The sequence below is a fragment of the Bradyrhizobium sp. CIAT3101 genome, assembly GCF_029714945.1.
Lineage (GTDB): Bacteria > Pseudomonadota > Alphaproteobacteria > Rhizobiales > Xanthobacteraceae > Bradyrhizobium.
In genome coordinates, this window is the sequence record NZ_CP121634.1 from 8,861,920 (window position 1) to 8,884,186 (window position 22,267).

Genomic DNA, 22,267 nt, shown 5'->3' on the forward strand with positions numbered 1-22,267 from the left:
CTCCACTTGCCAAAACGGTCAGGCGTTCGCGGAATGCCTAGACTTCAGCCTCGCAGCATTTGAGGTCAAAAGTTGACGCCGTATCGGTTGCGTGATCAACACGTGGGGTTGAACAACCCGGCGACCGGTCTCCGCACCACCCTAGATACAACGCCACCTGACGGCACATTCGGCATCTTGGACCAACAGGCGCGGCTGGACGATGAAGATGTTGGAGCACGCGCACGACTGGAAGTCCCACCTCTTCCGTCAATATTTTCCCGACTGTTCAAGCTGACCAAAAAGCTGCTGAACGTTCGATTCGAGGAGGCCACTCTCTCCATCTCGGTGAATGAATTCGAAGCTAAGGCCCGTTTCAATGGAGCGACTCGAGAAGGCCTGCGCCAGTCCAGGAGAACGAACAACGGTCGTATCAAATCCCAGACCACGAGACTTTAGGGTCTTCATAGCAGCATCTACATTGTCGACCTCAAGAGCAATGTGAGCAACTCCGACACCGTTACGCCGCACCAGCTCTGAGACCTGAGAGGTTGGCTCAGTACCCTGACACAGAACAAACCTGATGCCGCCGCTCTCAAGGTTAGCATAAAGCATCCCTGTCGACCGTCCCTTAACGTGAGAACGGCCCTTCAATTCAAAGCCCAGCACGTCCTGAAAGAACAGAATTGACGCCTCAAGATCGAGTACCGCAATGGCAATATGATCTATCCCGCGGAACTTCAAAAACGAACTCTCGGCTTTCCGATTGTCGCCGGAAGTAGCATCTAGTCCAATCTTGCTGTCGACGGTCTCCTGCATAGCACCCTCTTCACAGTGGATAATCAGACCAAATCAACGTGGCCCGCGAGCGGCAGATACACCTTCAGCAGTTTAGTCCGTAGCGACAACCAGGTTCTTCAGAATATCATCTACCCCAACAAGTCAGGGCTTTGCCTGGGCCACATCCGGTTAAGCACGAAGAGCTCTGCTTTGCGCTCTTCGCATTTCCGCATTCTTTCTGAAATCACCAACGGTGGTGGATCGGCTATTTTCCTATCGCGATGCAAACATGAGCCCTCAAGTTCTGATCGCGCTCGCTCCGCATCCGACGCTACATTTGGACCGGTTGAGAACGTATAATCCGAACTCTTTGGCAGCGCCTCGCGAAGCGAGATGATCGTCACTGAGTTCTACGCATCCTAAGCAACCGACGTGCCAACGATATTGCGCGAGAATTCCTCAAAGAACAACGCGCCTATAGTCGCCGTAGATGAGTTCTACTGTTCGACTTGAGACATCGATGTCAAAAACCAGACACAGCTCAGACAATAATACCCACGACAAGCCGACGATCACCGAACAAGTAACCACCTGGGAAGAGTCCTGACCGTTACAAAACCTCTCCTATCCAATCGACTGTCTTCAAAACAATCGGGCGCTGCAGCAATCACCATGGCACTGGCTTGGATGAATCAAGCAAGTTTAATCTGCCCGTTTAGACAAGTGGCTGCAATAGACCCATGGCCGCAACAAGCGACCAGCGCGCCAAGGACGTTTGCGAATTCTCTTGACGAGCCAAATGCACCTCTGGCCGCCTGACGTTCTCGTCTACGCCCGCGCCACCGTTCATCGATCGGATTGATCTGACGCGGCTCGACAACTGGCGGCAATGTGTGGCTGTCACAAAATGTTAAAATTTACTCGCGGAAACGGTGCCGCTCGTCATACCGCGACTGCGTCCTTGGCAACCTTGAGCGGTGACGCTTTAACCGATTTGCTGGCCGACTTGGCTGCGAATTCCATCGGCTCCTTCGTGAAGGGATTAACGCCGCTGCGGGCTTCAGTAGCGGGTTTGTTCACGGCCGACATTTTGACGAAGCCGGGAATGACGAACTGACCGGACTGGTTCAACTCCTTGTAGCCAACGGTCGCCAGGTGCTCGATGACAGCCTTAACGTCAGCCTTGGAAACTTGCGTTCCTTCAGCAATCGCGTCAATTAGCTGGTTCTTTGTCATCTTGACCATAAGAGATTCTTTTGAGAGGCGCAGAACAAATCAAATTCGTGAACTGCGCCGATGCCGCACCTTTCGTACGACGAGGGCAAATCCGTACGAATCGCTTGTTCAAGTCGAGGTCATGAGTGATGGACTCAAAACCTAGGGGGCGCTGCAGGGCATTCGCGTCGTCCCACGGCGCGCTCATCCAGACGTTGCGCACCTCCTCGGTGGTCACGATCACCGGCATCGCCGTCGATGGGTCGGTTTGACGACGGCATTCGGCGAAGTGCCGCGGTCGCCGTTGAAGGTGGCCCAGATACCGGCGAAGCAGAACAGCGATCGCTGACCGCAGTCAGGCCGACCAGCGAATGCGTGCTGCGCACCGCCGGCACTTGACCTCAAGATAGTAGAACCAAGCCTCGAACCTCGGACTCACTGACCAATACGCAACAGGGTCGAAGACTGGTAGCCTAAAGCCTTGTCGAAGATCATCGCGTCAGTGATTCGGATTCTGCCTGAGAAGACGATCAATTAGCATTTGAACTCGCCGAACTGCCAGCAGCCCCAAGCGCGCTTGGACCTTGCCGGATCTGATCCTACCTCCGACAGCGAACGAGTATTGCCAGTATCCCGCTGGGTCTCGGCTTAGAGAGTACGGAGTCTCTCTATGTATGCCCTCGTACTCTGTAGGCAGGTTCGTCCGGCTTGGCATGCTTGAAATTATTGAGATAGAAATTCGCGATTCGGTTTGCCCGTTTGACGGCTGAAATATCCACCGGATCCGCGACACTATTCCTGCTGTCTAATGCCGGACGATGCAGTTTTTCGGCGTGACAGGCGCGAGTTTCGTGCCCCAGCCGCAAAAAAGCGAACACTAGCTATTTGCTAATCCTATTTGCCGCTTTTGGTTGAGGACCGTTTGATCGACCAAAACTTTACGTTTCATAATTGCGATACAGAACTTGGCAGGCGACCGGTCCGAAATAATAGGATCAGTTGTTTGACATGCGCAGACTGCGCCGCTGCTGCAGGAGATCGCGCTGCTTGAGTTCGGCTACGCCCGCACAAATCGTGGGTAGATCTACCGACAAACTCACCCAGCGCCGGCAGCTCGTATTCGCTTCGCGACAACGCCTCCCCCTCGAACGAATAGACGATAGTACAAGCGCGACGAGGAGCAGGTGTGGATCCGAGCCATGCCGCTGCTCAAAGAACCGCAAAATAGTTCGTGAAAGGTAAGCGAATCTGCACGCAGCTTTTTGGGCGCGTCCTTGCGTGGCGCGAGGGGCAGAGCCCTTCCATGTCCTTGCGGAGTGTCCATTGGGTGCGCTGGTGAGTACTATTTTGAGGTGATGCTGTCAGGTCGGGAGCAGAACGACGATGGCGACGGTCGATCAATCTTCCATTCGCGGGGCGAGACCGCATGACCGTTTTTCGTCGCAGGCCTACCTCGGACTTAGAACGGGCGTCGGGGTGAACCGGCCCAATGGGCGCTCGAGGGTTGCCTTGACCGAGTGTCCTGCTCCCGGCCAAACAGGCCGGCGCGAAATTTGACTATGTTGTCGCCGGCTTCATCTCCCGGCCGATCGCCCAGATGAAGCCGAAGAGCTCGCGCTCGATTGCTGCCACGACGACGGGGGGCCTCTTTCCAGCAGCGCTTAGCGTCCGATATCGTTTGCAGAGCCGGAGCTGCGCCTTCCATGCAATATCTCGAACTGCTGTTGGAAGCCGTATCACTTCTGCCTTCTCTTGGGCTTTCTGCTTCATAGGGCTGGGGCGAGGCGAAGCCGGCTTTGCTTTCGGGGCCATTTCTTGGACGGCTCACGAGGCGGGGTGTAGGTCAAGCGAAGATTCTTGAGCACAAGCGCAATGCTCGAATGGATGTATCTCTGAGACCAACCGGCAGGCCTTCGACTACACGTCCTTGCAAGTTATCAAGCATCTGGCGCGCGACTAGGACACCAGCCACGCGTCCTGACTATGATTCCGCTCTTCGAGGCGAAGGCGAATCGAACGATTTTCACCCGGCAGATGGAATGGAGAGATGCGCAACGGCTCCGACCGACGCGACCGCTGCCCGGTGCATCGCCTTGCCGGCGGGTTCCGCAAGCGCTATGCAGGGAGAATTTGCCTGCAAACCCCGTCCGCTTCTCGGGTAACAGCCGCGTTCGAAGGAAAAAAACAAGCGGAGTTCGCGGGCAGCTGACGATCCCACCTACTGAAGCGTAGGGCGGGTTTATGGCGCTTCGCCAATCCGCGGAGGCGCTCGTTTCCCGATGACGAAATAGACGAATCCATAACCTGGGATGAATGCCGACCCGGCGGCATTGACAATGGAACGGTTTTGCAATCCTCGAATGATTCCCATTACCCGGCTAGCAAATACGGCAGTCGTCAAAAACCAATGCCAAATTGACCCCAAACCGAATCCCCTTTTCAAGGCGCGTATAGCGAGCTCCAATTAAAAACGGCCTCAGCTGGCCGGGGGGCACAATGCTGAGGCCGTTCGTATTTGCTAGGATCTGTGGACCAGATCGAAGCGTGGCTCCAACGCGGTCTTTGGCCGTTTGTTCCGCGAATAGGAATGCCGCCATTCGGTGGTCGGGGTTCAGTGGATACGGGCCATCAGGCTAGTAAAGCTTCTTTCGATCGTAGTGGGCGACAATAATGAAGCATGGGACCGTCGTCAGGCGAACTCCTGCGCGCAAGGCCGAGCTTGATTCCGCAGACGATAGCGCCCATGGCTTGCAGCTCGTCCTAACGACGGTCGAACTCGGCCTTTGAAAGTCTCAGCCCTATTATGCGCCCGACCGCGTCAGCGGCCTTCTGACAGAGGCGCTCAGTGAAGGAAGGGCGTTAGATGCCGCACCTGGGACACCCTCGCTTTTTTGTCTGTCGGCCGTACTAGATCCGACCTGCAGCCACGAGGCCAGTGAGGATCACAAGGGACTCAAACAAGAAGTAGCTCCCGAATATCAGTTCTGCGTCCGGCGCGGTGTCGATATCGCGCGCCTCGGCTTTTCGGGTGAAGCATCCCCCAGTGAGCATTCCAAGCGGACGCTGATCGCCAGGGCGGATGGGCGTCAGGTATCCCGAGATCAGCTGAGCCACGGTACGTTCCGCGAACTCTCGGTACTTGGCGCCATGAACGGTGCCGAGTGCAGACGCAAGTCGCAAGGATGCTGCGGCGGCGATCGCAGTGGCCGCGGTATCCCTGCTTGTACTCGGAATCGCCGGGTCATCAAAGTCCCAGTATGCAACCAGGTCCGCTGGAACGTGGGCGATCCACCAGTCCAGCAAGCGCACGGCATATTCGCGCCACACGGGCTCCTTGGGACGGACCATGGCTGCATGAGCTGTATAGAGCATCGCCCACCCCTGCGCTCGTCCCCAGGTGCTCACATCGCTGTATCCCTTATGCGTATGCGTTCTCAACACCTTCCCGGTCTGCGGGTCGAGTGTTGACGATTGGATCACCGAATGATCGGGGCGCACATGGATCTCCAATACCCTACGCATGTGGGCGTTGGCGACGTTCTCCATGTGCGAGTCACCCAGCTGGTTGGCGGCCCAGTAAAGCAGGCCAGTGGCCTGGAGGGAATCGATGCTGCTTTCAGCTGTCCCGACGGCGCTTGCCTCCTCAGCATCCTGGCCTAGCGGGATCAGGCCCAGTTTCGGGTCGAACATCTGCGTCAGAGACCTAGCCGCCGTGAGAGCCGCATCACGTGCCGTTTCATCTCCGAAGAGGATACTTCCAAGCGCCGCACCGTGGTAGAAGCCAAAGCCCTTGAATGCCGTCCGGCGCTCGGCGCGAGGCAGCATCCTCGCCTGCGCGGCATGGGCGTCAGATAAAGGAAAGCGCTGCGGGTCCGCCAGATGGGCGAGCCAGAGTTCGCCGACGAAGGCGCCGCCGGTCCAATCACCATCGGGCGTGAACCTCCATTGTCCATCCTCTGTGCGGGCCCAATGCGGGAGTCCCGCTGTGGCAGCGTCCCTCGTTTGGGCAATGCGCGCCAGCATACGCTCGCGAGCAGGCAAGAAGTTGCTTTTCGACATGTTCTCTCCAAACGAACTCTCTGAGACCCCAGGCGAAGTCCGATTTTTTAGCGACGAGGGGCTTTTCATCAGTCGCCGATGTAGACGTGGCCGCGCTTCTTCGCGGCGTGATAAACAACAACGCTCAGGACCGCGATCACCGATCCATAGACGGGAAACATCCAGGCCATCCGCTCATGCTGCAACCACACCAGCAAATAGGGTGACGTCCCGCCAAACAGCGATACCCCGAGCGCATACCCAACAGCGATACCCGTCGTACGCACCGCGCGCGGCATCAGCGTGGTTGCGATGAAGTTGTAGAGAGCCATGTTGAAGCCGACGATCGCGCCTCCGAACACCATCACGAAGAAGAACGTGGAAATGCTCTTCTCAGAATAAACCAGCGTGAGAAAGAAGCAGGCGACGAGCAGCAGCCGGAGGAGCGTGAATGCGCGCGAGGGCCTGACCTTATCTGCGAAGGCGCCCACGAACGGCGCTGTGACGATCCAGATCACGCCCATCAGAGTCGTAATCCCGTACACCCAGGTGCTGTTCTCCTTGAACACGCCGTTGGCGAGGTTGGGCAAACCAGCATTCCAGGCGTAGTTCGCGATTTGCACCGCTCCGACGACCAGGATGACGGCGAGCAGCGAAAGCCGTACGCTCCAAAGCGTCTTCCACACGTCGCCCGAGGTTTCCTGAGTTCGCGACAGTTCGTCGCGGTGCATGACGTGCTTGATCAAGGTCTCTGGCAATTTGCTACGCAAATAGATGATGAGCAGGCCGAGTACTCCGCCGACTGCAAAGGGCAGCCGCCAGGCCCATTCGTGCATTATCTCGGGAGCCACGGAGGCACTCACGAAAAAGGCGACCAAACTGGATGCGAAGACACCGAGCTGGATAAATGTGCCACTGATCAGACCAAGGTAGCGCCCCTCCTCGCGCGGCGGTGCAAGTTCGATCGCGATGGCGTTGGCAACACCCGCTTCAGCGCCAGTGGCAAGCCCCTGGATGAGCCGGATGAGCAACAATATCACCGCCGCCGCGACGCCAAGCTCCTTGTAACCCGGCAACACGGAAATCAGCAGCGAGCACAATGCCATCGCGGTGACGGAGATCATCATCACCCGCTTGTGGCTGATGCGATCGGCAATAGGACCGAGTATCGCTGCGCCGACCGGTCGAGCGAAGAAGCCCGCGCCGTACACGGCAAGTGCGGCGAGCAACGACGTCGTCGGGTCACTGGAGGGAAAGAAGAGCGGCGACAGAAAAGAAGCCATCATTCCATAAACGGTCCAGTCGTACCACTCCAGAGCTACGCCACCGCCTAAAGCTATGGTCATGCTCTTAGTGGCAACTTGTTTTTCGTGCGGCATCGCCGGCGCGATGGTTTGCGGTGTGGCTGGAGCAATGGGTTCAACAATAGTGGTCATTCATTTCCCCCGGTTCATTCATATTGAAAACGTTTACATTTTGGCGCGAACGACCCGCGTTGAGTGGTGCCGCGTGGACGACCGCTAAGTCAGAGGGCTGTCTGAGCTCTGCTCCCCGTCAACGTCCGGTGAATACCGGTGGCCGCTTTTCGACGAAGGCAGCCATGCCCTCCTTTTGGTCATCAGTGGTGAACGCATATCGGATTGCGCGCCGCTCGACTGCCAAGCCGGCCGACAGCGGTATTTCGTACGCGGCCTGAATCGATTCCTTGGCAAGCCGGGTCGCGATCGGGGCACGGCTGGAGATGATCTGCGCTATAGTGAGCGCACGCGTGAGCAGTTCGGATGCCGGCAGCATTTCCGATGCGAGCCCCGCCGCCACAGCCTGTTCGGCTCCGATCGGCTCACCTGTCAAGATCATCTGCATGGCCAGCGATTTGCCAACAGTTCGCGTCAAACGCTGTGTGGCGCCGTCACCCGGCATGATTCCGATGGTTATTTCCGGTTGCGCCAGTACGGTGTCGTCCGCCACCAGCAGGATGTCAGCAAGCATTGCGAGCTCGAGGCCGCCGCCCAGGCACACGCCACGAACCGCGGCAATGAGCGGCTTTGCGAAGTCAGAGATGGTGTCCCATGCCTGCTGACGTGCGGGATCGCTGAGGGCCTCGAAGCCGTGTTGCTGCATCTCCTTGATGTCGGCGCCGGCCGAGAAGGCGCGTTCGTCTCCAGTGAGAACTACACACCGAACAGTCTCGTCGGAATGAGCTGTGCGAAGCGTATCGGCAAGCTCGACTAACAGTGCCGCACTCAAGGCATTTCTCTGCCTTGACCGATTGAGTCGGAGCAGGAGAATGGCCGGCTCAGGCCGCTCGACCATAATAAGATTCTCGGTGACGCCGTTCATTTGATTCCTTTGACCACGAATTATGCAGAGGCTTCTTGGTATCCTCAGCGAAGGTTACTCGGAGCTACGCGCCGGCGGTCTTGTTGGGACGAAAGCGTTGCATGTTCGCCCGCGCCGTGTCGTGGAGAATATCCTGAGCGAAGTAGCGGTTTGCCAGGTCATCCATGACTTCTGCCTTCGCCGTTACCGAAGTGGAGAAGAACTGCTTCGTCGTCAGCACCGCATGAGGCGGCATGGCCGCCAGGCCTTTTGCGTAACGAAGCGCCGCAGCGCGGGCAGTTTCAGTTGGAGGCGACAAAACGTCAGCTAACCCTAGCCGGTGAGCCTCCGCGCCGTTGATTGCAGTCGGGCTCCAACTCAAGGAGCGAGCGGCAAACGGTCCAACGCGCGCGGCCAAAGTCTGAAGCCCAAAGCCAGGCAACCATCCCAACGAGACTTCCGGCAAGTGCCAGCGTGTCAAAGGAGCTGTTACGACAACGTCGCAGGAGGCGGCGAGCATGAATCCGCCGCCCAAGGCAAATCCATCAACAGCACAGACGACGGGCTTTCTGACGAGAGCGAGAGAGCGCACAAATGCCCCCAATCGCTGATTGAGGTCGAAAGTGTTGTTGATGTCCCCTGCCGCAAAGTCCTTCAGGTCGGCACCAGCTGAGAAACCAGGGCCGTTTCCTGTGAGCAATATCACGTTGACGTCTTGGTCGGTTGCGGCCCTGCTTACAGATTCAAGCAGATCTGCCAGAAGGTCTTCGCCCAAAGCGTTCCGTCGCTCTGGCCTATTCAGCGCCAGAATTTCGACCTTGTCCTCGTAATCTCTCGTCACGAATTTCACGTCAGCCTCCTAACTGTGCCCGACGCTGTCATGGAAGTGCGCGGCCAAGTTCATCGGCTCATTTCTGAAGATCCTTGGATCCATCAGCTTAAGGTCGGGTGATACGGCCACGTCGAACTCAATATTCAGTAACACGTGTTTTTCGACTGATATGCCAGGCGCCACTTCGGTCAGCATCAGGCCCTTCGGCGTGAGCTTGAACACGGCGCGCTCCGTGATGAAGACGACGTCTTGCTGGCGCTCCTTCGCAAGAGCGCCACTGAAGGTGATTTGGTAGACGTCTTTGACCCACTTCTTGACCGCCCCCTCATTGGCAATGACAAGAGAACCACCCTTCGGAACCACCTCCAAACCAGCCGCGGTGAGTGTGCCAGAGAAGACGACTTTTCGAGCGCCCTGGCTAATATTGATGAAGCCGCCAGGTCCTATGATCTTGTCGCCGAAGCGGCTCACATTGACATTGCCGTGGCAATCGACTTCGGCCGACGAGAGGAACGCGATGTCGAGCCCGCCGCCATCGTAGAAGTCAAACTGATCTGGCTGCGGCGCGATCATGTCGTAGTTCGTACCAGCACCCGCATCCTGTCCGGGCGCGGGAATGCCGCCGATCACGCCTTGCTCAGCCGTCAACGTGACCGAGCGATATATTCCTTCCTCGGCGGCCACGACGGCAATGCCGTTCGAGATTCCATAGCCAATGTTGACAGTAGCGCCGGGAGCCAGCTCAAGAGCTGCGCGCCGCGCGATGATCTTTCTCACATCGAATGGCAGAGAGTCTATTTTGCCGTCCGGCACGCGCAATTTGCCGGCATAGGCTGGACTATACTCCGTGGCATAGGTCTGGCGCTGATTGGGGTCGACGACGAGGTAATCGACGAGAACGCCCGGTATTCTTACTTCGCGTTGATTCAACGTGTTGGAGGCCGCGACCCGTTTGACCTGGACGATGACTATCCCACCTGAGCGGCGCGCTGCAGCGGCAATCGACATACTTTCGCCGACATAAGCCTCGTCTTCGAGCGAGATATTCCCCTTTTCGTCCGCGATGCTGCCCCTCAAGATCGCGACCTGGATGGGGAAAGTCTTATAGAGCAGATGCTCCTCGCCCTCGATATTGACAACGGCAACCATATCCTCCTTGCTGCACTCGCTTTGCTTGCAGCCGCCGATGCGCGGATCGGCGAAGGTCCGGAGCCCGACCTTGGTAATTACGCCGGGACGACCAGCGGCATTTTCACGCGCGAGCTGCGCCAACACGCCCTGAGGCAGCGTGTATGCTTCAATTTCGTTGGCCAGCGCCCGCTTCCCGAGCGCGGGACAATTGTTCAAGCCGCTCGCGACAACGCGACGAACCAGCCCGGGAGCCGCTAATTTGTTGAATCCGGTCGTAGCCCAATCGCCAATGGCCACAGTACCGACCAGCATCAGATTTTGAGGCGATCCCTGCTCGGAGTGAACGTCGCGAAGCGCGTCGATCATCAGCTCCGGGATTGCAACTCCGGCTGAACCGCCAAAGTAGACGCAATCGCTATCCGAGATGAGCGATACGGCTTGTCTGGCCGTAATGATTGGCACCTCGCCCGTTCGTTTGTTCCTGGCTTGCATATCCTCTCCATTCCCCAACGGCTCATCGCTCCTGTCGCCTCAGCTTCGCTTGGAAGCTCAACGGCCATTCCGTTCGCGATCACTTCTGTAGCCGAAGACGCGGCTTGTGAAAAGGTTTACATTATGCGGCTCGCGCCGGCAAGGGGTAAAAATTGGATGGAATGACCTCCGGAGAAATTAGATTTATTTCAATAGCTTGACAGCGGATTGATCTATCCTTCGAGCCGGAGTATGATGATAACGATTTCATCGAGCGAGTAGAACCAGGCCATGATGTCGGAAAAGATCACGCACGTTGATCAAAGCAGGCAATCGCCGACGGTAGTCGAAATAGCTAAGCGCGCCGGATGTTCGATCGCGACTGTCTCGCGCGTTCTAAATCGCCCCCAAAGTGTCGCGCACGAAATGAGAGAGCGGATCCTAAGGATCGTCGAAGAAGTCGGCTACGTTCCAAATGGATCGGCGCGCGCGCTGCGATCCTCGCGTTCCCGGCTGATTGGCTTGATCGTTCCGACATTGGACAGCGCGATCTTCACTCGAATGCTGGAAGGGCTTGAGAGCCGACTAGCACCAGCGGGAGCATCGCTGATCTATTCTGCGACCGGTTACGATCTGGATCGGGAGATTCGGGAAGTACGCAATCTCATCGAAAAAGGCGTTGATGGCATTGTTCTCGTGGGCACGACGCACCGCAAGGAAACTCTGAAACTGTTGCACGAACGCAGGGTGAGATTCGCTGTCACCTATTCGCTCTCAAACGATCATTCGATTCCCAGCATGGGCTTTGACAACCGCAGTGGCGGGGCGCTGGCAGCAAACTATCTTGCAGACCTCGGTCACAAGCACCTTGCGGTCATTGCTGGGATTACGCGGGAGAATGAACGTGCATCTGGCCGCCTCGAGGGCTTTTTGGCTGCTGCCGAACGTCGTGGAATTAGTCGCTCCAGCATCGTCGTCGTGGAGGCACCATACGAGTTCAGCCGCGGCCGGGCCGCGGTCAAGCTCATTCTCAATCAAAACAGAAATGTAACTGCGATATTTTGCGGGAGCGACGTACTTGCTGTCGGAGCGCTTCGTGGTTGCAGGGATGCTGAACTAAGCGTCCCTCAAGACATATCGATGATTGGTTTCGATAACCTCGATATTGCCGAATATCTCACTCCTGGCCTCACCACCGTCGACGTTCCCGCGCGGCTGATGGGCGAACAAGCCGCTAATTACTTTTTGGCAGATCACAATTCGCTCGACATACGCTCCAGAGTAGAGCTCGAGACGCGGCTGATCGTACGAGAATCGACTGCGCCCGCGAGAGATCGACGGTAACAGAATAACCTTCGCCAATTGCTGCCTGCTCATCTCCTCCTTAAGGAATAGACGCACCTAAGTCCTCCTCGAACGAAGCTCGTACGCTTTCCAGGCCCCTTGGTGTGTCAAGCTTCTTGCTGTCGCCGAACCGCAGCCAGCGGCGAGAATTTAACCACAAAACCATCCCGTCCCCGAGAGAACAGAGATTGTGAACTATGCAAACCCAAAATGACGAAGTCCGTAGTGGCCTACTTCCCGTGTCGCCAACACCATTCACGGAGAGCGGAAATCTCGACATCGAGGGGCAGGCTCGCGTTTTGGATTGCATGATCGATCAGAGGGTCGACGGAATTTGCATCCTGGCCAATTATTCCGAACAGTTTCTGTTGTCAGACGACGAACGCAATTTGCTGGTTGAGCTCTGCCTCTCCCATGTGGCTGGCCGCAAACCGGTCATGGTGACGTGCAGCCATTTCAGCACCCGCATCGCGGCAGAGCGCGCCCGCTATGCTGCCGAACGAGGCGCAAGCCTTGTCATGCTGATGCCGCCTTACCACGGCTCTGGCCTAAAGGCAGACGAAGCTCACACGATGGAGCATTTCGCGCGCGTCGGCGATGCGGCAAAGATCCCGATCATGGTTCAGGATGCACCTCTCAGCGGCGTAACACTTTCGGTCCCTTTTCTCGTGCGATTGGCGCGAGAGGTTCCGCTAGTCAAATATTTCAAGATTGAAGTACCCTTCGCCGCAGCGAAACTGCGGAGCCTTACCGAGGCGGGAGGCGCCGCCATAGCGGGTCCATTTGACGGAGAAGAGGCCATCACCATGATGGCGGATCTGGACGCCGGAGCGACAGGGACAATGTCGAGCGCCCTCTGTCCCGATTTGTTGCGCCCCGTTTTTGATCATCACAAAGCGGGCCGTAGCACTGAGGCGGCAGCTGCGTATGCAAGAGTGCTGCCTTTGATCAACTACGAGAACCGCCAATGTGGGCTGCGCGCCGCTAAAACCGTGATGAAGGAAGGCAACGTCATCCGATGTGACGCTGTGCGTCATCCCCTGGACCAAATTCATCCCACGACAAAAGCCGGGCTCCTTGAGCTCGCGCGCGGGGTTAACCCGCTAGCCCTCCGCTGGGGACACTGAATCGCTCTGCTCCAAGCTACCCATACCGCAAGGTCAGGAGATCCACTGGTTTACAAAAATGACCTCAATCTTGCGCTCATCGCCGCAGTGATCCGGGCGAGAGACTGGATGAGGCGATTGAACTCGCCCATATTTTACTTTTCGTCAGGGATCGGCACTACGAGCCCGGAACATGCCAGCCAGTTCAAGCGCAATACCGAGGCTCGTATGATGATGGTGAACGTGCCGGCGGTAGACTGTCGCGTGCCGTTCGGCAGCCCAATTGGCTTACCATGGCTCGCGCGCGGAGGAATTCGTTACGACAGCGAGGACCGCCCATCCCGTTCCGTGTGGATCAACGTCACGCCGGAGGCAGGCATTTGAGTGGTCCGACGATCAAAGACATTGCGCGAGAGGCGAATGTCGGCACCGAAACTGTTGCCGCGGCGGGTGAGGACCGAGCTAGCTGAAAGGGCGATCAAAGCGGCAAAAAACTAAGATATGGCGATCGGCGCTTCAGGCCCCACAGTGGCATCATTCGGATTGAGGTGCTCTTGTCCAGCCTGAGGCCGAGGCTTTCTATACCGAGCTCAACGCTACCTTTCAGCGGATTTCTGCCTCTTTGGACCCAACTATTTTGGTGCACCGGACGTTTGTTCGTCAGGACGATATCGCCGGCATCGCCCAGCATATTGCTGAGCCACCTGCTCGCCGTGCCGGCCTCATCATTTTGGCTCCGGACCATCCTGACATTACAGAGCATCTGCAAAGTGCGCCTGTCGGGTGTCGAAGTCGTGCAATTGCTAACGGGAAGTGCCGGGGAGGATGTGCCCTATCGGGATCGACAACTATGCGGCGGGTAGGAGCGCGGCTTACTACATGTCGCGCATGCTGTGGGGGAGTGCCGGCGCTTTCATCGCCACATGCCACAGCGGAGCCTACCGTGCGCATAGGGAGCGCATACGCGGCTTCTCCGACTATTTAATGCAGCATGCGGACAGCCACCACGATTTTGATCTGGTCATTTTCGCACATGACAACAATTTGCTTTCAGCAGAGAGGCTGACGGAAGCCTTGCGCGGCAACAATCGCGTTATTGGACTATACAGTGTGGGCGCTGGCAGAGAGGGAATTGCGGCGGCTTTGAACGCTCATCATGCAAAGGTATTCTGGGTTGGGCACGCGCTTAGCCAGAGCACCGCAATATGTCTCCGGTCCGGTTTGATGGACATCTGCATCGACGGTGCCCCGGAAATCCAGGCGCGCCGCTCGCTTGATTTAGTGCTTCGCCGACTCGGGCTAATTGATGTCGACGTGAGCAACGCGCCTGTGCAGTTTCTAAGATCACGGCGCAGAATCTGGCCGATTTTGTTGCCATGCGTGCTGTCGCAAACGGCCGCAGGGGTGAGCTCGACAGCAACCGATCCGAACGGCAGCGGCGCGCGCATCCGCGCCTTGGTTGCCGAGCTTCACCGGCTTGCCGCCCGACGCCTGACGAAGCCGCGATGACACCAAAGCCACCCCGATGCCGGCGCGCGGGGCCGCCCTCTCGAAGCTCATCGCCTATGTCGAGAACGCGGACGACAACGACGAGGTCCTTGAATGACGGAAAGATTTCGATTGGCCATAGTTCAGCGCGAGATCCATCACAGGTTGCAGACGGTGGCGAACTCGGATGCCGTTTTCACCCGAGTTGAGAAAAGGTCGCGTATCATCGCTGTCCGCCCTATATGCGTGGAGCGGGCGGTTCCATCTCTTGGATGATCTCGCGGACCCGCTGCTCGGTCATCCTACCCGTCTTGTCGTACTCCGCGAGGATCGCGTGCACCACGTCGTCGCTCAGGTCAGCAATGTCGATTTTGATGCCAAAATTCTCGAAGAGTTTTCTCAAACGATCTCGTGCTGACATTTCTTCCTCGTGTGCCCCTAACGGCAGAGCATGTGGATAATATTGCTCGCAACGACTACCGTTGCCCCTGCTTGCCGCGCCCGACGCAATCGGTTGGTAAAGGAGAAAACTTAAAACCTTGCATTGAAACGATTGGTATCGTAGCTTCATACCCAGATGATACTGCGTAGGAATGCTGATTTAAAAAGAAATCTTTCTGCGGGTATTCGATCTGAGCTGTGACAGTGAGCAACGGCGTGTCGCCCACTCCCGGGGGGCTCCGGGGTAGTCGCGGTCATAGAATTCGCCAACCTGCGGAACAGTCAGTCCGCAACCGCACGATCCGGTCGAGACGAGTGCGAAAGCCAATTTGCGGCAACGATACATGCCCCAATCTCCCCCAAGGTTGTCATTCTAGGGCGCTAGCCGCCGATTCAATCTGTGCTCGCAAATATTAACACGGCACTTGGGAAGGCAGGCCGCTCTGCATTGGGCACGGATGATCCAAGTAGTGCTTCCACACCGCTCGACAGAAAGGAAAGTATGAAAAGGTACCAAGTCCGATTCTCGGAGCGGGGCCTGCTGTTGCTCGGACTCCTTGGGGAATGGTCGCGCAGAGTGAGAAGACTAAAGCCTGATCAATAGACATGCCAGTCGGCGCGCTGCTTATGGCGCTAGGTGCTCTTGGCAGTTTGTATTGTTGCGGACCCAGACCGCAGTTCAAACTTCAGGCCGTCCCTGTTTAGAAAGAACGGGGGCCTGTCCGTCTCCGCCATGCCGCTGAAGAGTATATCAATCTTGCTTGTGCCGACGAGAAGAAACCTAGCTGACGGGCTGGAATGACTTCAGGCATGGCTGATCAAGCGGGTTTGCACGGGCTCTCGCTTCGTTTCAATGACGAACTCAATTCTTTAGCGCTCCTGAGCGATAATATCAGGGTACGAAGCTCGGCGGTCATCCCGTGCTCATGACGGTGCTCGTCGACAACAACGGCGCGTTGCAAAATATTCAGATCGATACGGATCGGGACGCGCGTCCCTTTGGCGCAAGCAAGCATATCTGTTGGCGCTCCTGGTAAGGGCTCGGTAAGGAGAGGTGAGATGGACCTGCCGAGGGGCGGATCCGCAGGATGGAGAAGCTCCTGTGGGCGGTTTGCTCATCAAGGAGCACTGCGAGGAGCAGTCCGGCCGTCGTCGCTTGCTGTTAGATCGCGAAGTCTATCGCCGTCTCGATCAGCCTCAATCGGACTGTGTCAATGCCGCGCGCTTCGTCATCGAGAAGACGATGGATCGCTGAACGAGCGTTGCCAATGACCTATACACCTCTGCAGTCTCGATCGGACCAAGACTGTCATAGTGAAATCGTGAGCTGCAACGGATATGAGCCAGCATCGCTATAGTTAAGCCAGTAACCTGCGGCCGACACCGCCGTCGAAGCCGCAAAGAAGTATGCGGGCACGACGATCAGCATCGTCTGGGAAGCCGGCCTCCAATCTCTCGATCCGCTGAACTATTCGGGTCCCAAAGAATGGGAGAAGCTCACCGACATCAAGGTGAGGGTCGTCGAAGTCCCTACCGACCAGATGTTCACCAAGATCATGCAGGATTTCAAATCGGGCGCAGGAGCTTATGACGCATTGAACGTCATTCCGTCCTGGATGCCAGATCTCGGCGCGCGCCGGCGCGCTCGAACCTCTCGACAAGTTCGTCGACAAATTCGGCTATCGCGACGAGTTGCAGGACATCCCGGCCGCCTACCGCGACAACCAGATGCAGTATGACGGGAAGATCTACGGCTTTCCAGACGACGGCGACGTCATGCGGCTCTACTACCGGAAGGACATCTTCGAAGATCCGCGAATCTTGCTTGTACACCGATCCGCGCTCGAAAATACTTGGTCCCAGCCGGAACGATGCGCGTTATACGATCGGTGAATTCATCCAGCAGGCAGAGCAAGTCCGGCTCAATATCAAAATGGTTCTGGTTCCTCAATCGAGCAGCGAAGGAATGCAGGATCGGACTAGGTGTTTCTTTCAGAGCGAAATTGACGCCTCTAACTTGGTCTTCATCAAACCCAGCATATACCGAGATCCCCTCATCGACCGGTGGATAAGGCTTTGCCGAGAGCAGCGCGTAGAGAAATTCAACGGTCCGGTCCGCTGACCGAATTCGCCCGGGCGACGAACTGCTCTCTAAAATCGGATTGGGCCTCGCCAGAAGGTTTTCAGGCTCATCATCGGCACGAAGATGCCCGTTATATTCGTGCTCGTTGTAGTAAAGCCGTATGAGCGCCTTGATTAAGTTAGTGAGCTCATCCTTCTGGGCCGGCGCGCATGCTGGATAAACGTATCCTGTCTCCTGACATACGCCACAAACCGGCCCCTCAGCTGCATGGAGCTCGACGAAGTGCTTGAGACTGGGGTGCTTAGCGCAATCCTTGCAAAGCGTTACGTTGTTTGCGTCCAGATTTTCGGGGTCGAAGTCCTCGTATAACTCATGGACGGTCTTTTCGGGCATGGATCACGGCCAGTTCTTGCTTGTTGACGCATTAGGGTGAAAAAGAGCAGTCAGAGTTCAGGATGCTGGACGAGCGATCCTCACTTGCCAAGTGATGCCGTGAACGCCTTTCTGTGCGCCGCTGCCGTGCGATGGGAAGCCGCTGTGCTAATGGGCCTGGGCTTCATCGACGGCGAACACCCAGCGGCACCTACGATTGACAATATCATTCTGGGCAAGATGCTCGCCGGCGCTGACGATCAAGTGTATGCGTACCGAGTTATTGCAGAGCTAGGTTTGGCCATAGGGAGACGAACGATTGATTGAATAAGTCGTTTGTCGCGCGCAACCGAGACCGGCGAAGTGTGCTCGCCAACCAGCTCTAGAAAGTGACTTTTAATCTTACGTAGGGATACGCGGCAAAGCCGTTCCACTGGAGCACCTTCACTGTCGAAAACTGTTGCGTGACCTGCAACACGCCGCTGACTTGGACATTGCTGTTAGGTGTCCAGTCAGCCCTGGCGGAAGCCTGCAAGATCAAATCGTCACGGCCGCCAGGAAAATCAGTGAAGTGCCGGCCTTGGACGTAACCGCCAGCTGAAGCGGTCAGGCCTGTCACGGGCGTTTGCCAAGTGACGCTGCCAGATAACCGGGAAGAGAAATTCTGCTGACTTGCGATGTCCGAGAACGTGAACTCTCCCTCTGCAACGAAAGTGCCGGCGACGCAGAAGGCTTCTTGGCCTTTCGGGCCGCAGATGGTCCCTGCGAGATCCTGGTTGTTGCGGGCCCAGGCGACCGACGGGGTGAAAAGCTCGACCTGATAGGGATTAAAGCCAGACCCATAGACGGTGCTTGAGGCAACCGAATAGCTCATCACGTCTGATGTTGTCGTACCTGCCGTCTTGCCAGGAACGACGAGATTGAGGACCTGGTTGTAGGTAGCGTTATTCACCAGGATATCGACATTCTTGGCGAACAAACGAGCGTAGCGCTGGTCACTTACGCCGCTCTGCAGAATAAAGCTGTCGGCTAGACCCACGGGGATGTTCACGGTAAGCAGACCTGTCGTTCCGAAGACTGTATCTCCCACGTGAATGGGGGTCTTGGCTGCGTTGTTGTCGAACACCGTTTGTGTTGAAACAGATGCTGTGACAGTCGTCTCGCGTGGTTTTGTCGTTACGACGTGCTCGGTGATGACCTTCTTTCTCTGAACCTTACGGGTTTCGTGATCTTTGATTCCGTAAGTCTCATACGCGCGCTGGATCGCCTCGGCGTCGGCGGGAAGCATCATCTGACGTTCGGCCAGAACTTTTTGAAGTCGACGGCGTCTCTCTTCGGGAGGCACGGCAACAGTCTCGGTCGTCGTGTATGTTTGCACTCTCGTCTTCGTCACGATTTCGGTCTGTGGAAGGTCCGGCTTGCGATCCTTCGGAGGCGTCAGATTCTCGATGCGGACTTGCAGATTCGGGTCGACCTGTGCGAGCGCGGCTGTAGAATGAATGGCCAGCAGCGCAGCAATTGAGCCTAGCAATCGAAGAACGCACCGCATGATTGGCTCCTACAAAAAATTGAAACAACGTCCACGAAGTCGTACCGTGCGCGTAGAACTCGTGCTCGCGCTCGTAATATGCTTTTGGGCAATAGGCGATGGCAGGGCGGATCCACTTGTCGGCGGAGCCGATCCCAATATTCAAAACCGAATTGAGCAAACGGTACCAAGCGCGACAGATCGTCTGCTCAATGACTTGCGCGAAAGTCCCCCGACCTATTCTCGTCCCAAGAAAAGTCTGCGTACCCACCCATCACGTCGTCGGAATGCCGATACCCAGAAGCGTTAAAGAAGACGCGTTGCTGGCATGTGTGACGGTTCCCCGTCAGGTTATAAAATCGTCGCACAAGTGCAAGTAGAATCTTTTTGCAGCGCCGCCATTTTCACAATGGCGTAGCACACCGTGCGACTCCTGCGGAAGTTGTGCGGGACTCTAGGTCCCGCACTGTCCGGACCCTTTCCCGTTAACTCCGGCTCCAGTCCACTTCCGTTGCCTATTTCAGGCTGATACACCCCGCGCGAGGCTCGCGGAGTCCAACGGCTAATGTCTCTGGTTCATCGCGTCATACTCAGTTTCGATCAGCTTGTGCAATTTTCGCACTGAGCGAGTCGTGATGCCAAGTTGGGTTGCGATCTCTTTTTGGCTGCGATCTGCCAGGACGCCATCAACAAGAACTTGCTTGTTGGGGTCAAGCGACCTGTAAAATTGGAACAGCGTGTCCTTTTGTTCAAGGCTTTCCGAAGCGAGTGGCGTCGGATCGAGGGCGTCATAGTCGCCGATGCCAACGACGTACTTAGACTGAGGGCGACGCCGCGCATCGTACAGATGCTTGATCATCATCCTCAGGACGTACGCCCGAGGTCCATCGTCAGTCAGGGGCAAAAGGTGCGAGCATTTGGCCATGATCTAATGAGCATTTCGCTCGTGTTATCGTTTGCTTCAAGTCCGAGATAAGTAGAGCGGCTCAGACGAGCTGCCGCTTGCTTGTTCAGAGCCGTCATCAGCGCATCGCTTGCGCGGCTATGCTTCGGTGTATTTGCCTTCTCTGTGCAAGACTCCCTGATATTGGAGCTGATTGCAGGGAACGTTGCAGACATTTCGCGCTCATCCGCCGCGCGCTCCAACGCGCCCGATATGCCTCCGCGGTGAAGAACCTCGGACGCACCGAGAGAAATACTGTTGGAATTGTCGGTGGACAGGCCGGCATCGGTGTCCCGAGACCACGCCGATGATGCGCCTGTGACGCCCATCGTCGTGCTTAAGGCCGTCGAGTCCAGCAGGGACCGGCGGCTTAGCGCACCTGCGCCCTGGAGTGTCCTTCCGACGTCGAGCGCGCTTCTCGACGCCACGATCGCAGCGGCATCGCCGCCAGCGAATGCCCTTGTGACCGCGCGGGCGATGATGGGGAGTTGGGCGAAGGCCGCCGACGAAGACAGGCTGAAGCAGAGCAAGCAGACGAGAAAACGAAGATACTTGCGCATTGGGCACCTACTCGATGTTAAGTACGATAGGGAGCGAAATGAGGATTCCGTGTGACCGTCCCGTGGGCTGTCAGGCCCACGGGGCGGCGCCTGCTCAGACGCGGTGTGAGCTCGGCTTCTTCGGAGGCACCGTAGGATTCGGCAGCTTCATCGGCCCGGGCTTCTGCGGGCAGATCGTGACCGGCTTCTTGTTGACGTAGATTTTGCGGCACTCCTGCGCCCCGGCCGCTTGCATGCCGACAGCGAGGACCGCAATTGCGAGGATGACGGTCTTTCCGTTCATGGAGGTTCCCTTGGGTTCGATCGCCCTCCGGCCTGCTCGGTTGAGCCGCACCTAGAGAAGGCGATTACCTCCTGCACGGATGGCGCTCCCGGAAGCGGAACGCCGGAATCAAGAATTTTTCGGGTTCGCCCCGTCTTCGTGAGTGCCCCTGCTCCGGGCGCCAAAAGGGGCCCCCGCGATCGCGACAGCCTCGAATCGGATTTGCGCCAGGCGTCGCCCGCTGAGCGGCGGCGCAGAGGCGCTCAGCCTTCGCGGAATTTGCGTGTTTTGCTGTTCTGCGCCCGAATGCGGATCATCGGGATGTCGTCGCGAGTGATGAAGTCCCGCCCTGTGAGCGGCGTGATTTCGTTGACCCTGGCGCCAGTGTAAGCGCAGATCCACGGCACCCACCGACGAGCTGCAGCCGTCTCTTCAGCGGCGTTGCGGGACGCCTTGCGCATTGTCGCGCGCAGGATGGTAGCGGCCTCCTTCGCATCGAACCCCTTTTCTCGCTCTTGCAGCGCCTTGCGAACGCGAACCCGCACACCGGCAGCCGGATTGGCATCGAGCTTCCCCTAATCGACGCCGAACTCCAGCGTCGCGCGGACCGAGGCCAGATATGCATCGCGCACTGTTAGATTGGCAGTGTCTTCCTTCAGCAGCGAATCCTTCCAAGCGATGACGTCGTCACGGCCGATCGCGCGGGCATTGTCGTGCCCGAGGTGAACCGTGAAGCGGGCGATCAGCGGGCGCCAGCGCTTGACCGTCGCCGGCGAAAGCTCCGCCTCGCCGGCGTAGGATTCGAATAAGCCGATCAAGGATACGCCGGCCAGCGGGACGCTAGGCATGTCGTCGGGAGCCGGCCTGGCCGGCGCCGTCAATGCCGGGCCAGCGTTGGTGGCGCCCTTGATTTCAAGGTAGGCCGCGGGGGCTGCCGTCGGACCTCACCACCACACCGTCGAACTGCGCGAAGCTTTGCTCGATCCGCAGCAGCTCCTCGAGGTGACGGATGCGGGAAACGTCCGGATCGCGGGTTCGCAGCGAGATTTTGATCTCGCGTTTTCCCACTTTTTTCTCAGACGGTCGGGGACGGGTGCCGAATGCGTAGACTATGTGTACCGACTTTGTGTACCAAGAGCACAGTCGGCCAATCGAAAAACCCTTGTTCTTCAAGGATTCAGCTGAATTTCGCGATTTTTGACGGGGGTGGCGGAGAGAGTGGGACTCAGAGCCACCCATAGATCGCGGCAAAATATCGCTGGAAAATCAGCGTTTTCCGGCTAGCCATGTAAGCGACGTGTACCTTAAAGTTTCTCGCGCAAAGGGCCGTCGATGACCGTCCACGTTATTCGACTCCTTGCCTGGTCGCGCATTC

At 57.2% G+C, this 22,267-nt stretch carries 20 protein-coding genes and 2 pseudogenes; 4 read left to right on the top strand and 18 right to left on the bottom strand.

Translation table 11 applies throughout. The features are described 5' to 3' along the window. Nucleotides 1–249: 249 nt before the first annotated feature. From QA645_RS40945 to QA645_RS40985, 9 genes and pseudogenes are all read right to left on the bottom strand, one after another. Nucleotides 250–798, bottom strand: coding sequence for a VOC family protein (locus tag QA645_RS40945; RefSeq protein WP_283046673.1), 549 nt, complete (start codon nucleotides 796–798; stop codon nucleotides 250–252). 903 nt (nucleotides 799–1,701) lie between these two features. Then, a complete protein-coding gene (locus tag QA645_RS40950) occupies nucleotides 1,702–2,004 on the bottom strand; it encodes an HU family DNA-binding protein (protein WP_283046675.1) in 303 nt (100 codons plus the stop codon). Next, nucleotides 1,973–2,319, bottom strand: a pseudogene (locus QA645_RS40955) (hypothetical protein); the annotation flags it as partial. The pseudogene QA645_RS40955 and the gene QA645_RS40950, both read right to left, overlap by 32 nt. A gap of 1,212 nt (nucleotides 2,320–3,531) precedes the next feature. Beyond that, a pseudogene (locus tag QA645_RS40960) lies at nucleotides 3,532–3,690 on the bottom strand (IS110 family transposase); the annotation flags it as partial. 1,191 nt (nucleotides 3,691–4,881) lie between these two features. Continuing rightward, entirely contained in the window at nucleotides 4,882–6,033 is a 1,152-nt protein-coding gene (locus QA645_RS40965; protein ID WP_283046677.1) for a hypothetical protein, read from the bottom strand. Nucleotides 6,034–6,101: 68 nt separating this feature from the next. Further along, entirely contained in the window at nucleotides 6,102–7,448 is a 1,347-nt protein-coding gene (locus QA645_RS40970; protein WP_283046678.1) for an MFS transporter, read from the bottom strand. A gap of 118 nt (nucleotides 7,449–7,566) precedes the next feature. Next, nucleotides 7,567–8,352 (bottom strand): enoyl-CoA hydratase-related protein, encoded by a 786-nt coding sequence (locus tag QA645_RS40975; protein WP_283046679.1) that lies wholly within the window; start codon nucleotides 8,350–8,352, stop codon nucleotides 7,567–7,569. Nucleotides 8,353–8,416: 64 nt separating this feature from the next. Then, nucleotides 8,417–9,181, bottom strand: coding sequence for an enoyl-CoA hydratase/isomerase family protein (locus QA645_RS40980; protein ID WP_283046680.1), 765 nt, complete (start codon nucleotides 9,179–9,181; stop codon nucleotides 8,417–8,419). A gap of 9 nt (nucleotides 9,182–9,190) precedes the next feature. Continuing rightward, a complete protein-coding gene (locus QA645_RS40985) occupies nucleotides 9,191–10,786 on the bottom strand; it encodes a CoA-transferase (protein WP_283046682.1) in 1,596 nt (531 codons plus the stop codon). Between the two features lie 270 nt (nucleotides 10,787–11,056). Between QA645_RS40985 and QA645_RS40990 the strand changes: the two genes are divergently transcribed. From QA645_RS40990 to QA645_RS41000, 3 genes are all read left to right on the top strand, one after another. Continuing rightward, the gene (locus QA645_RS40990; protein WP_283046683.1) at nucleotides 11,057–12,109 is read left to right on the top strand and encodes a LacI family DNA-binding transcriptional regulator; all 1,053 of its coding nucleotides are present in this window, start codon (nucleotides 11,057–11,059) and stop codon (nucleotides 12,107–12,109) included. Nucleotides 12,110–12,306: 197 nt separating this feature from the next. Continuing rightward, a complete protein-coding gene (locus tag QA645_RS40995) occupies nucleotides 12,307–13,236 on the top strand; it encodes a dihydrodipicolinate synthase family protein (RefSeq protein WP_283046685.1) in 930 nt (309 codons plus the stop codon). An 858-nt stretch (nucleotides 13,237–14,094) separates the two neighbouring features. Beyond that, complete coding sequence (locus QA645_RS41000; RefSeq protein WP_283046686.1) at nucleotides 14,095–14,724, top strand: hypothetical protein; 630 nt, start codon at nucleotides 14,095–14,097, stop codon at nucleotides 14,722–14,724. Nucleotides 14,725–14,941: 217 nt separating this feature from the next. Here QA645_RS41000 and QA645_RS41005 read toward each other — a convergent pair whose 3' ends face one another. Further along, nucleotides 14,942–15,124: a hypothetical protein gene (locus tag QA645_RS41005; RefSeq protein ID WP_283046688.1), complete on the bottom strand. Its 183-nt coding sequence runs from the start codon at nucleotides 15,122–15,124 to the stop codon at nucleotides 14,942–14,944. 1,122 nt (nucleotides 15,125–16,246) lie between these two features. On the opposite strand from QA645_RS41005, the gene QA645_RS41010 reads away from it, so the two are divergent. Continuing rightward, nucleotides 16,247–16,399 (top strand): hypothetical protein, encoded by a 153-nt coding sequence (locus QA645_RS41010; RefSeq protein WP_283046690.1) that lies wholly within the window; start codon nucleotides 16,247–16,249, stop codon nucleotides 16,397–16,399. 519 nt (nucleotides 16,400–16,918) lie between these two features. Here QA645_RS41010 and QA645_RS41015 read toward each other — a convergent pair. The 8 genes from QA645_RS41015 to QA645_RS41050 all read right to left on the bottom strand — a co-directional run bounded on the left by QA645_RS41015 (nucleotide 16,919) and on the right by QA645_RS41050 (nucleotide 21,960). Beyond that, entirely contained in the window at nucleotides 16,919–17,620 is a 702-nt protein-coding gene (locus QA645_RS41015; RefSeq protein ID WP_283046692.1) for a hypothetical protein, read from the bottom strand. Between the two features lie 361 nt (nucleotides 17,621–17,981). Continuing rightward, entirely contained in the window at nucleotides 17,982–19,148 is a 1,167-nt protein-coding gene (locus tag QA645_RS41020; RefSeq protein WP_283046693.1) for a hypothetical protein, read from the bottom strand. A gap of 541 nt (nucleotides 19,149–19,689) precedes the next feature. Beyond that, nucleotides 19,690–19,989: a hypothetical protein gene (locus QA645_RS41025; RefSeq protein WP_283046694.1), complete on the bottom strand. Its 300-nt coding sequence runs from the start codon at nucleotides 19,987–19,989 to the stop codon at nucleotides 19,690–19,692. A 32-nt stretch (nucleotides 19,990–20,021) separates the two neighbouring features. Then, nucleotides 20,022–20,630: a hypothetical protein gene (locus tag QA645_RS41030; RefSeq protein ID WP_283046695.1), complete on the bottom strand. Its 609-nt coding sequence runs from the start codon at nucleotides 20,628–20,630 to the stop codon at nucleotides 20,022–20,024. A 94-nt stretch (nucleotides 20,631–20,724) separates the two neighbouring features. Further along, nucleotides 20,725–20,913, bottom strand: coding sequence for a hypothetical protein (locus QA645_RS41035; protein WP_283046697.1), 189 nt, complete (start codon nucleotides 20,911–20,913; stop codon nucleotides 20,725–20,727). A gap of 242 nt (nucleotides 20,914–21,155) precedes the next feature. After that, entirely contained in the window at nucleotides 21,156–21,437 is a 282-nt protein-coding gene (locus QA645_RS41040) for a hypothetical protein (RefSeq protein ID WP_283046699.1), read from the bottom strand. A gap of 30 nt (nucleotides 21,438–21,467) precedes the next feature. After that, nucleotides 21,468–21,710 (bottom strand): hypothetical protein, encoded by a 243-nt coding sequence (locus tag QA645_RS41045; protein ID WP_283046700.1) that lies wholly within the window; start codon nucleotides 21,708–21,710, stop codon nucleotides 21,468–21,470. A gap of 94 nt (nucleotides 21,711–21,804) precedes the next feature. Further along, nucleotides 21,805–21,960: a hypothetical protein gene (locus QA645_RS41050; protein ID WP_283046702.1), complete on the bottom strand. Its 156-nt coding sequence runs from the start codon at nucleotides 21,958–21,960 to the stop codon at nucleotides 21,805–21,807. Between the last annotated feature and the right edge of the window lie 307 nt (nucleotides 21,961–22,267).

Coding starts and splice junctions, on each gene's coding strand:
- QA645_RS40995 (WP_283046685.1), top strand. CDS start 12,307: ATGCAAACCCAAAATGACGAAGTCCGTAGTGGCCTACTTCCCGTGTCG.
- QA645_RS40970 (WP_283046678.1), bottom strand. CDS start 7,448: ATGACCACTATTGTTGAACCCATTGCTCCAGCCACACCGCAAACCATC.
- QA645_RS40990 (WP_283046683.1), top strand. CDS start 11,057: ATGATGTCGGAAAAGATCACGCACGTTGATCAAAGCAGGCAATCGCCG.
- QA645_RS40945 (WP_283046673.1), bottom strand. CDS start 798: ATGCAGGAGACCGTCGACAGCAAGATTGGACTAGATGCTACTTCCGGC.
- QA645_RS41020 (WP_283046693.1), bottom strand. CDS start 19,148: ATGCGGTGCGTTCTTCGATTGCTAGGCTCAATTGCTGCGCTGCTGGCC.
- QA645_RS40950 (WP_283046675.1), bottom strand. CDS start 2,004: ATGGTCAAGATGACAAAGAACCAGCTAATTGACGCGATTGCTGAAGGA.
- QA645_RS41025 (WP_283046694.1), bottom strand. CDS start 19,989: ATGATGATCAAGCATCTGTACGATGCGCGGCGTCGCCCTCAGTCTAAG.
- QA645_RS41000 (WP_283046686.1), top strand. CDS start 14,095: ATGTCGCGCATGCTGTGGGGGAGTGCCGGCGCTTTCATCGCCACATGC.
- QA645_RS41015 (WP_283046692.1), bottom strand. CDS start 17,620: ATGCCCGAAAAGACCGTCCATGAGTTATACGAGGACTTCGACCCCGAA.
- QA645_RS41005 (WP_283046688.1), bottom strand. CDS start 15,124: ATGTCAGCACGAGATCGTTTGAGAAAACTCTTCGAGAATTTTGGCATC.
- QA645_RS40985 (WP_283046682.1), bottom strand. CDS start 10,786: ATGCAAGCCAGGAACAAACGAACGGGCGAGGTGCCAATCATTACGGCC.
- QA645_RS41030 (WP_283046695.1), bottom strand. CDS start 20,630: ATGCGCAAGTATCTTCGTTTTCTCGTCTGCTTGCTCTGCTTCAGCCTG.
- QA645_RS41035 (WP_283046697.1), bottom strand. CDS start 20,913: ATGAACGGAAAGACCGTCATCCTCGCAATTGCGGTCCTCGCTGTCGGC.
- QA645_RS40975 (WP_283046679.1), bottom strand. CDS start 8,352: ATGAACGGCGTCACCGAGAATCTTATTATGGTCGAGCGGCCTGAGCCG.
- QA645_RS40965 (WP_283046677.1), bottom strand. CDS start 6,033: ATGTCGAAAAGCAACTTCTTGCCTGCTCGCGAGCGTATGCTGGCGCGC.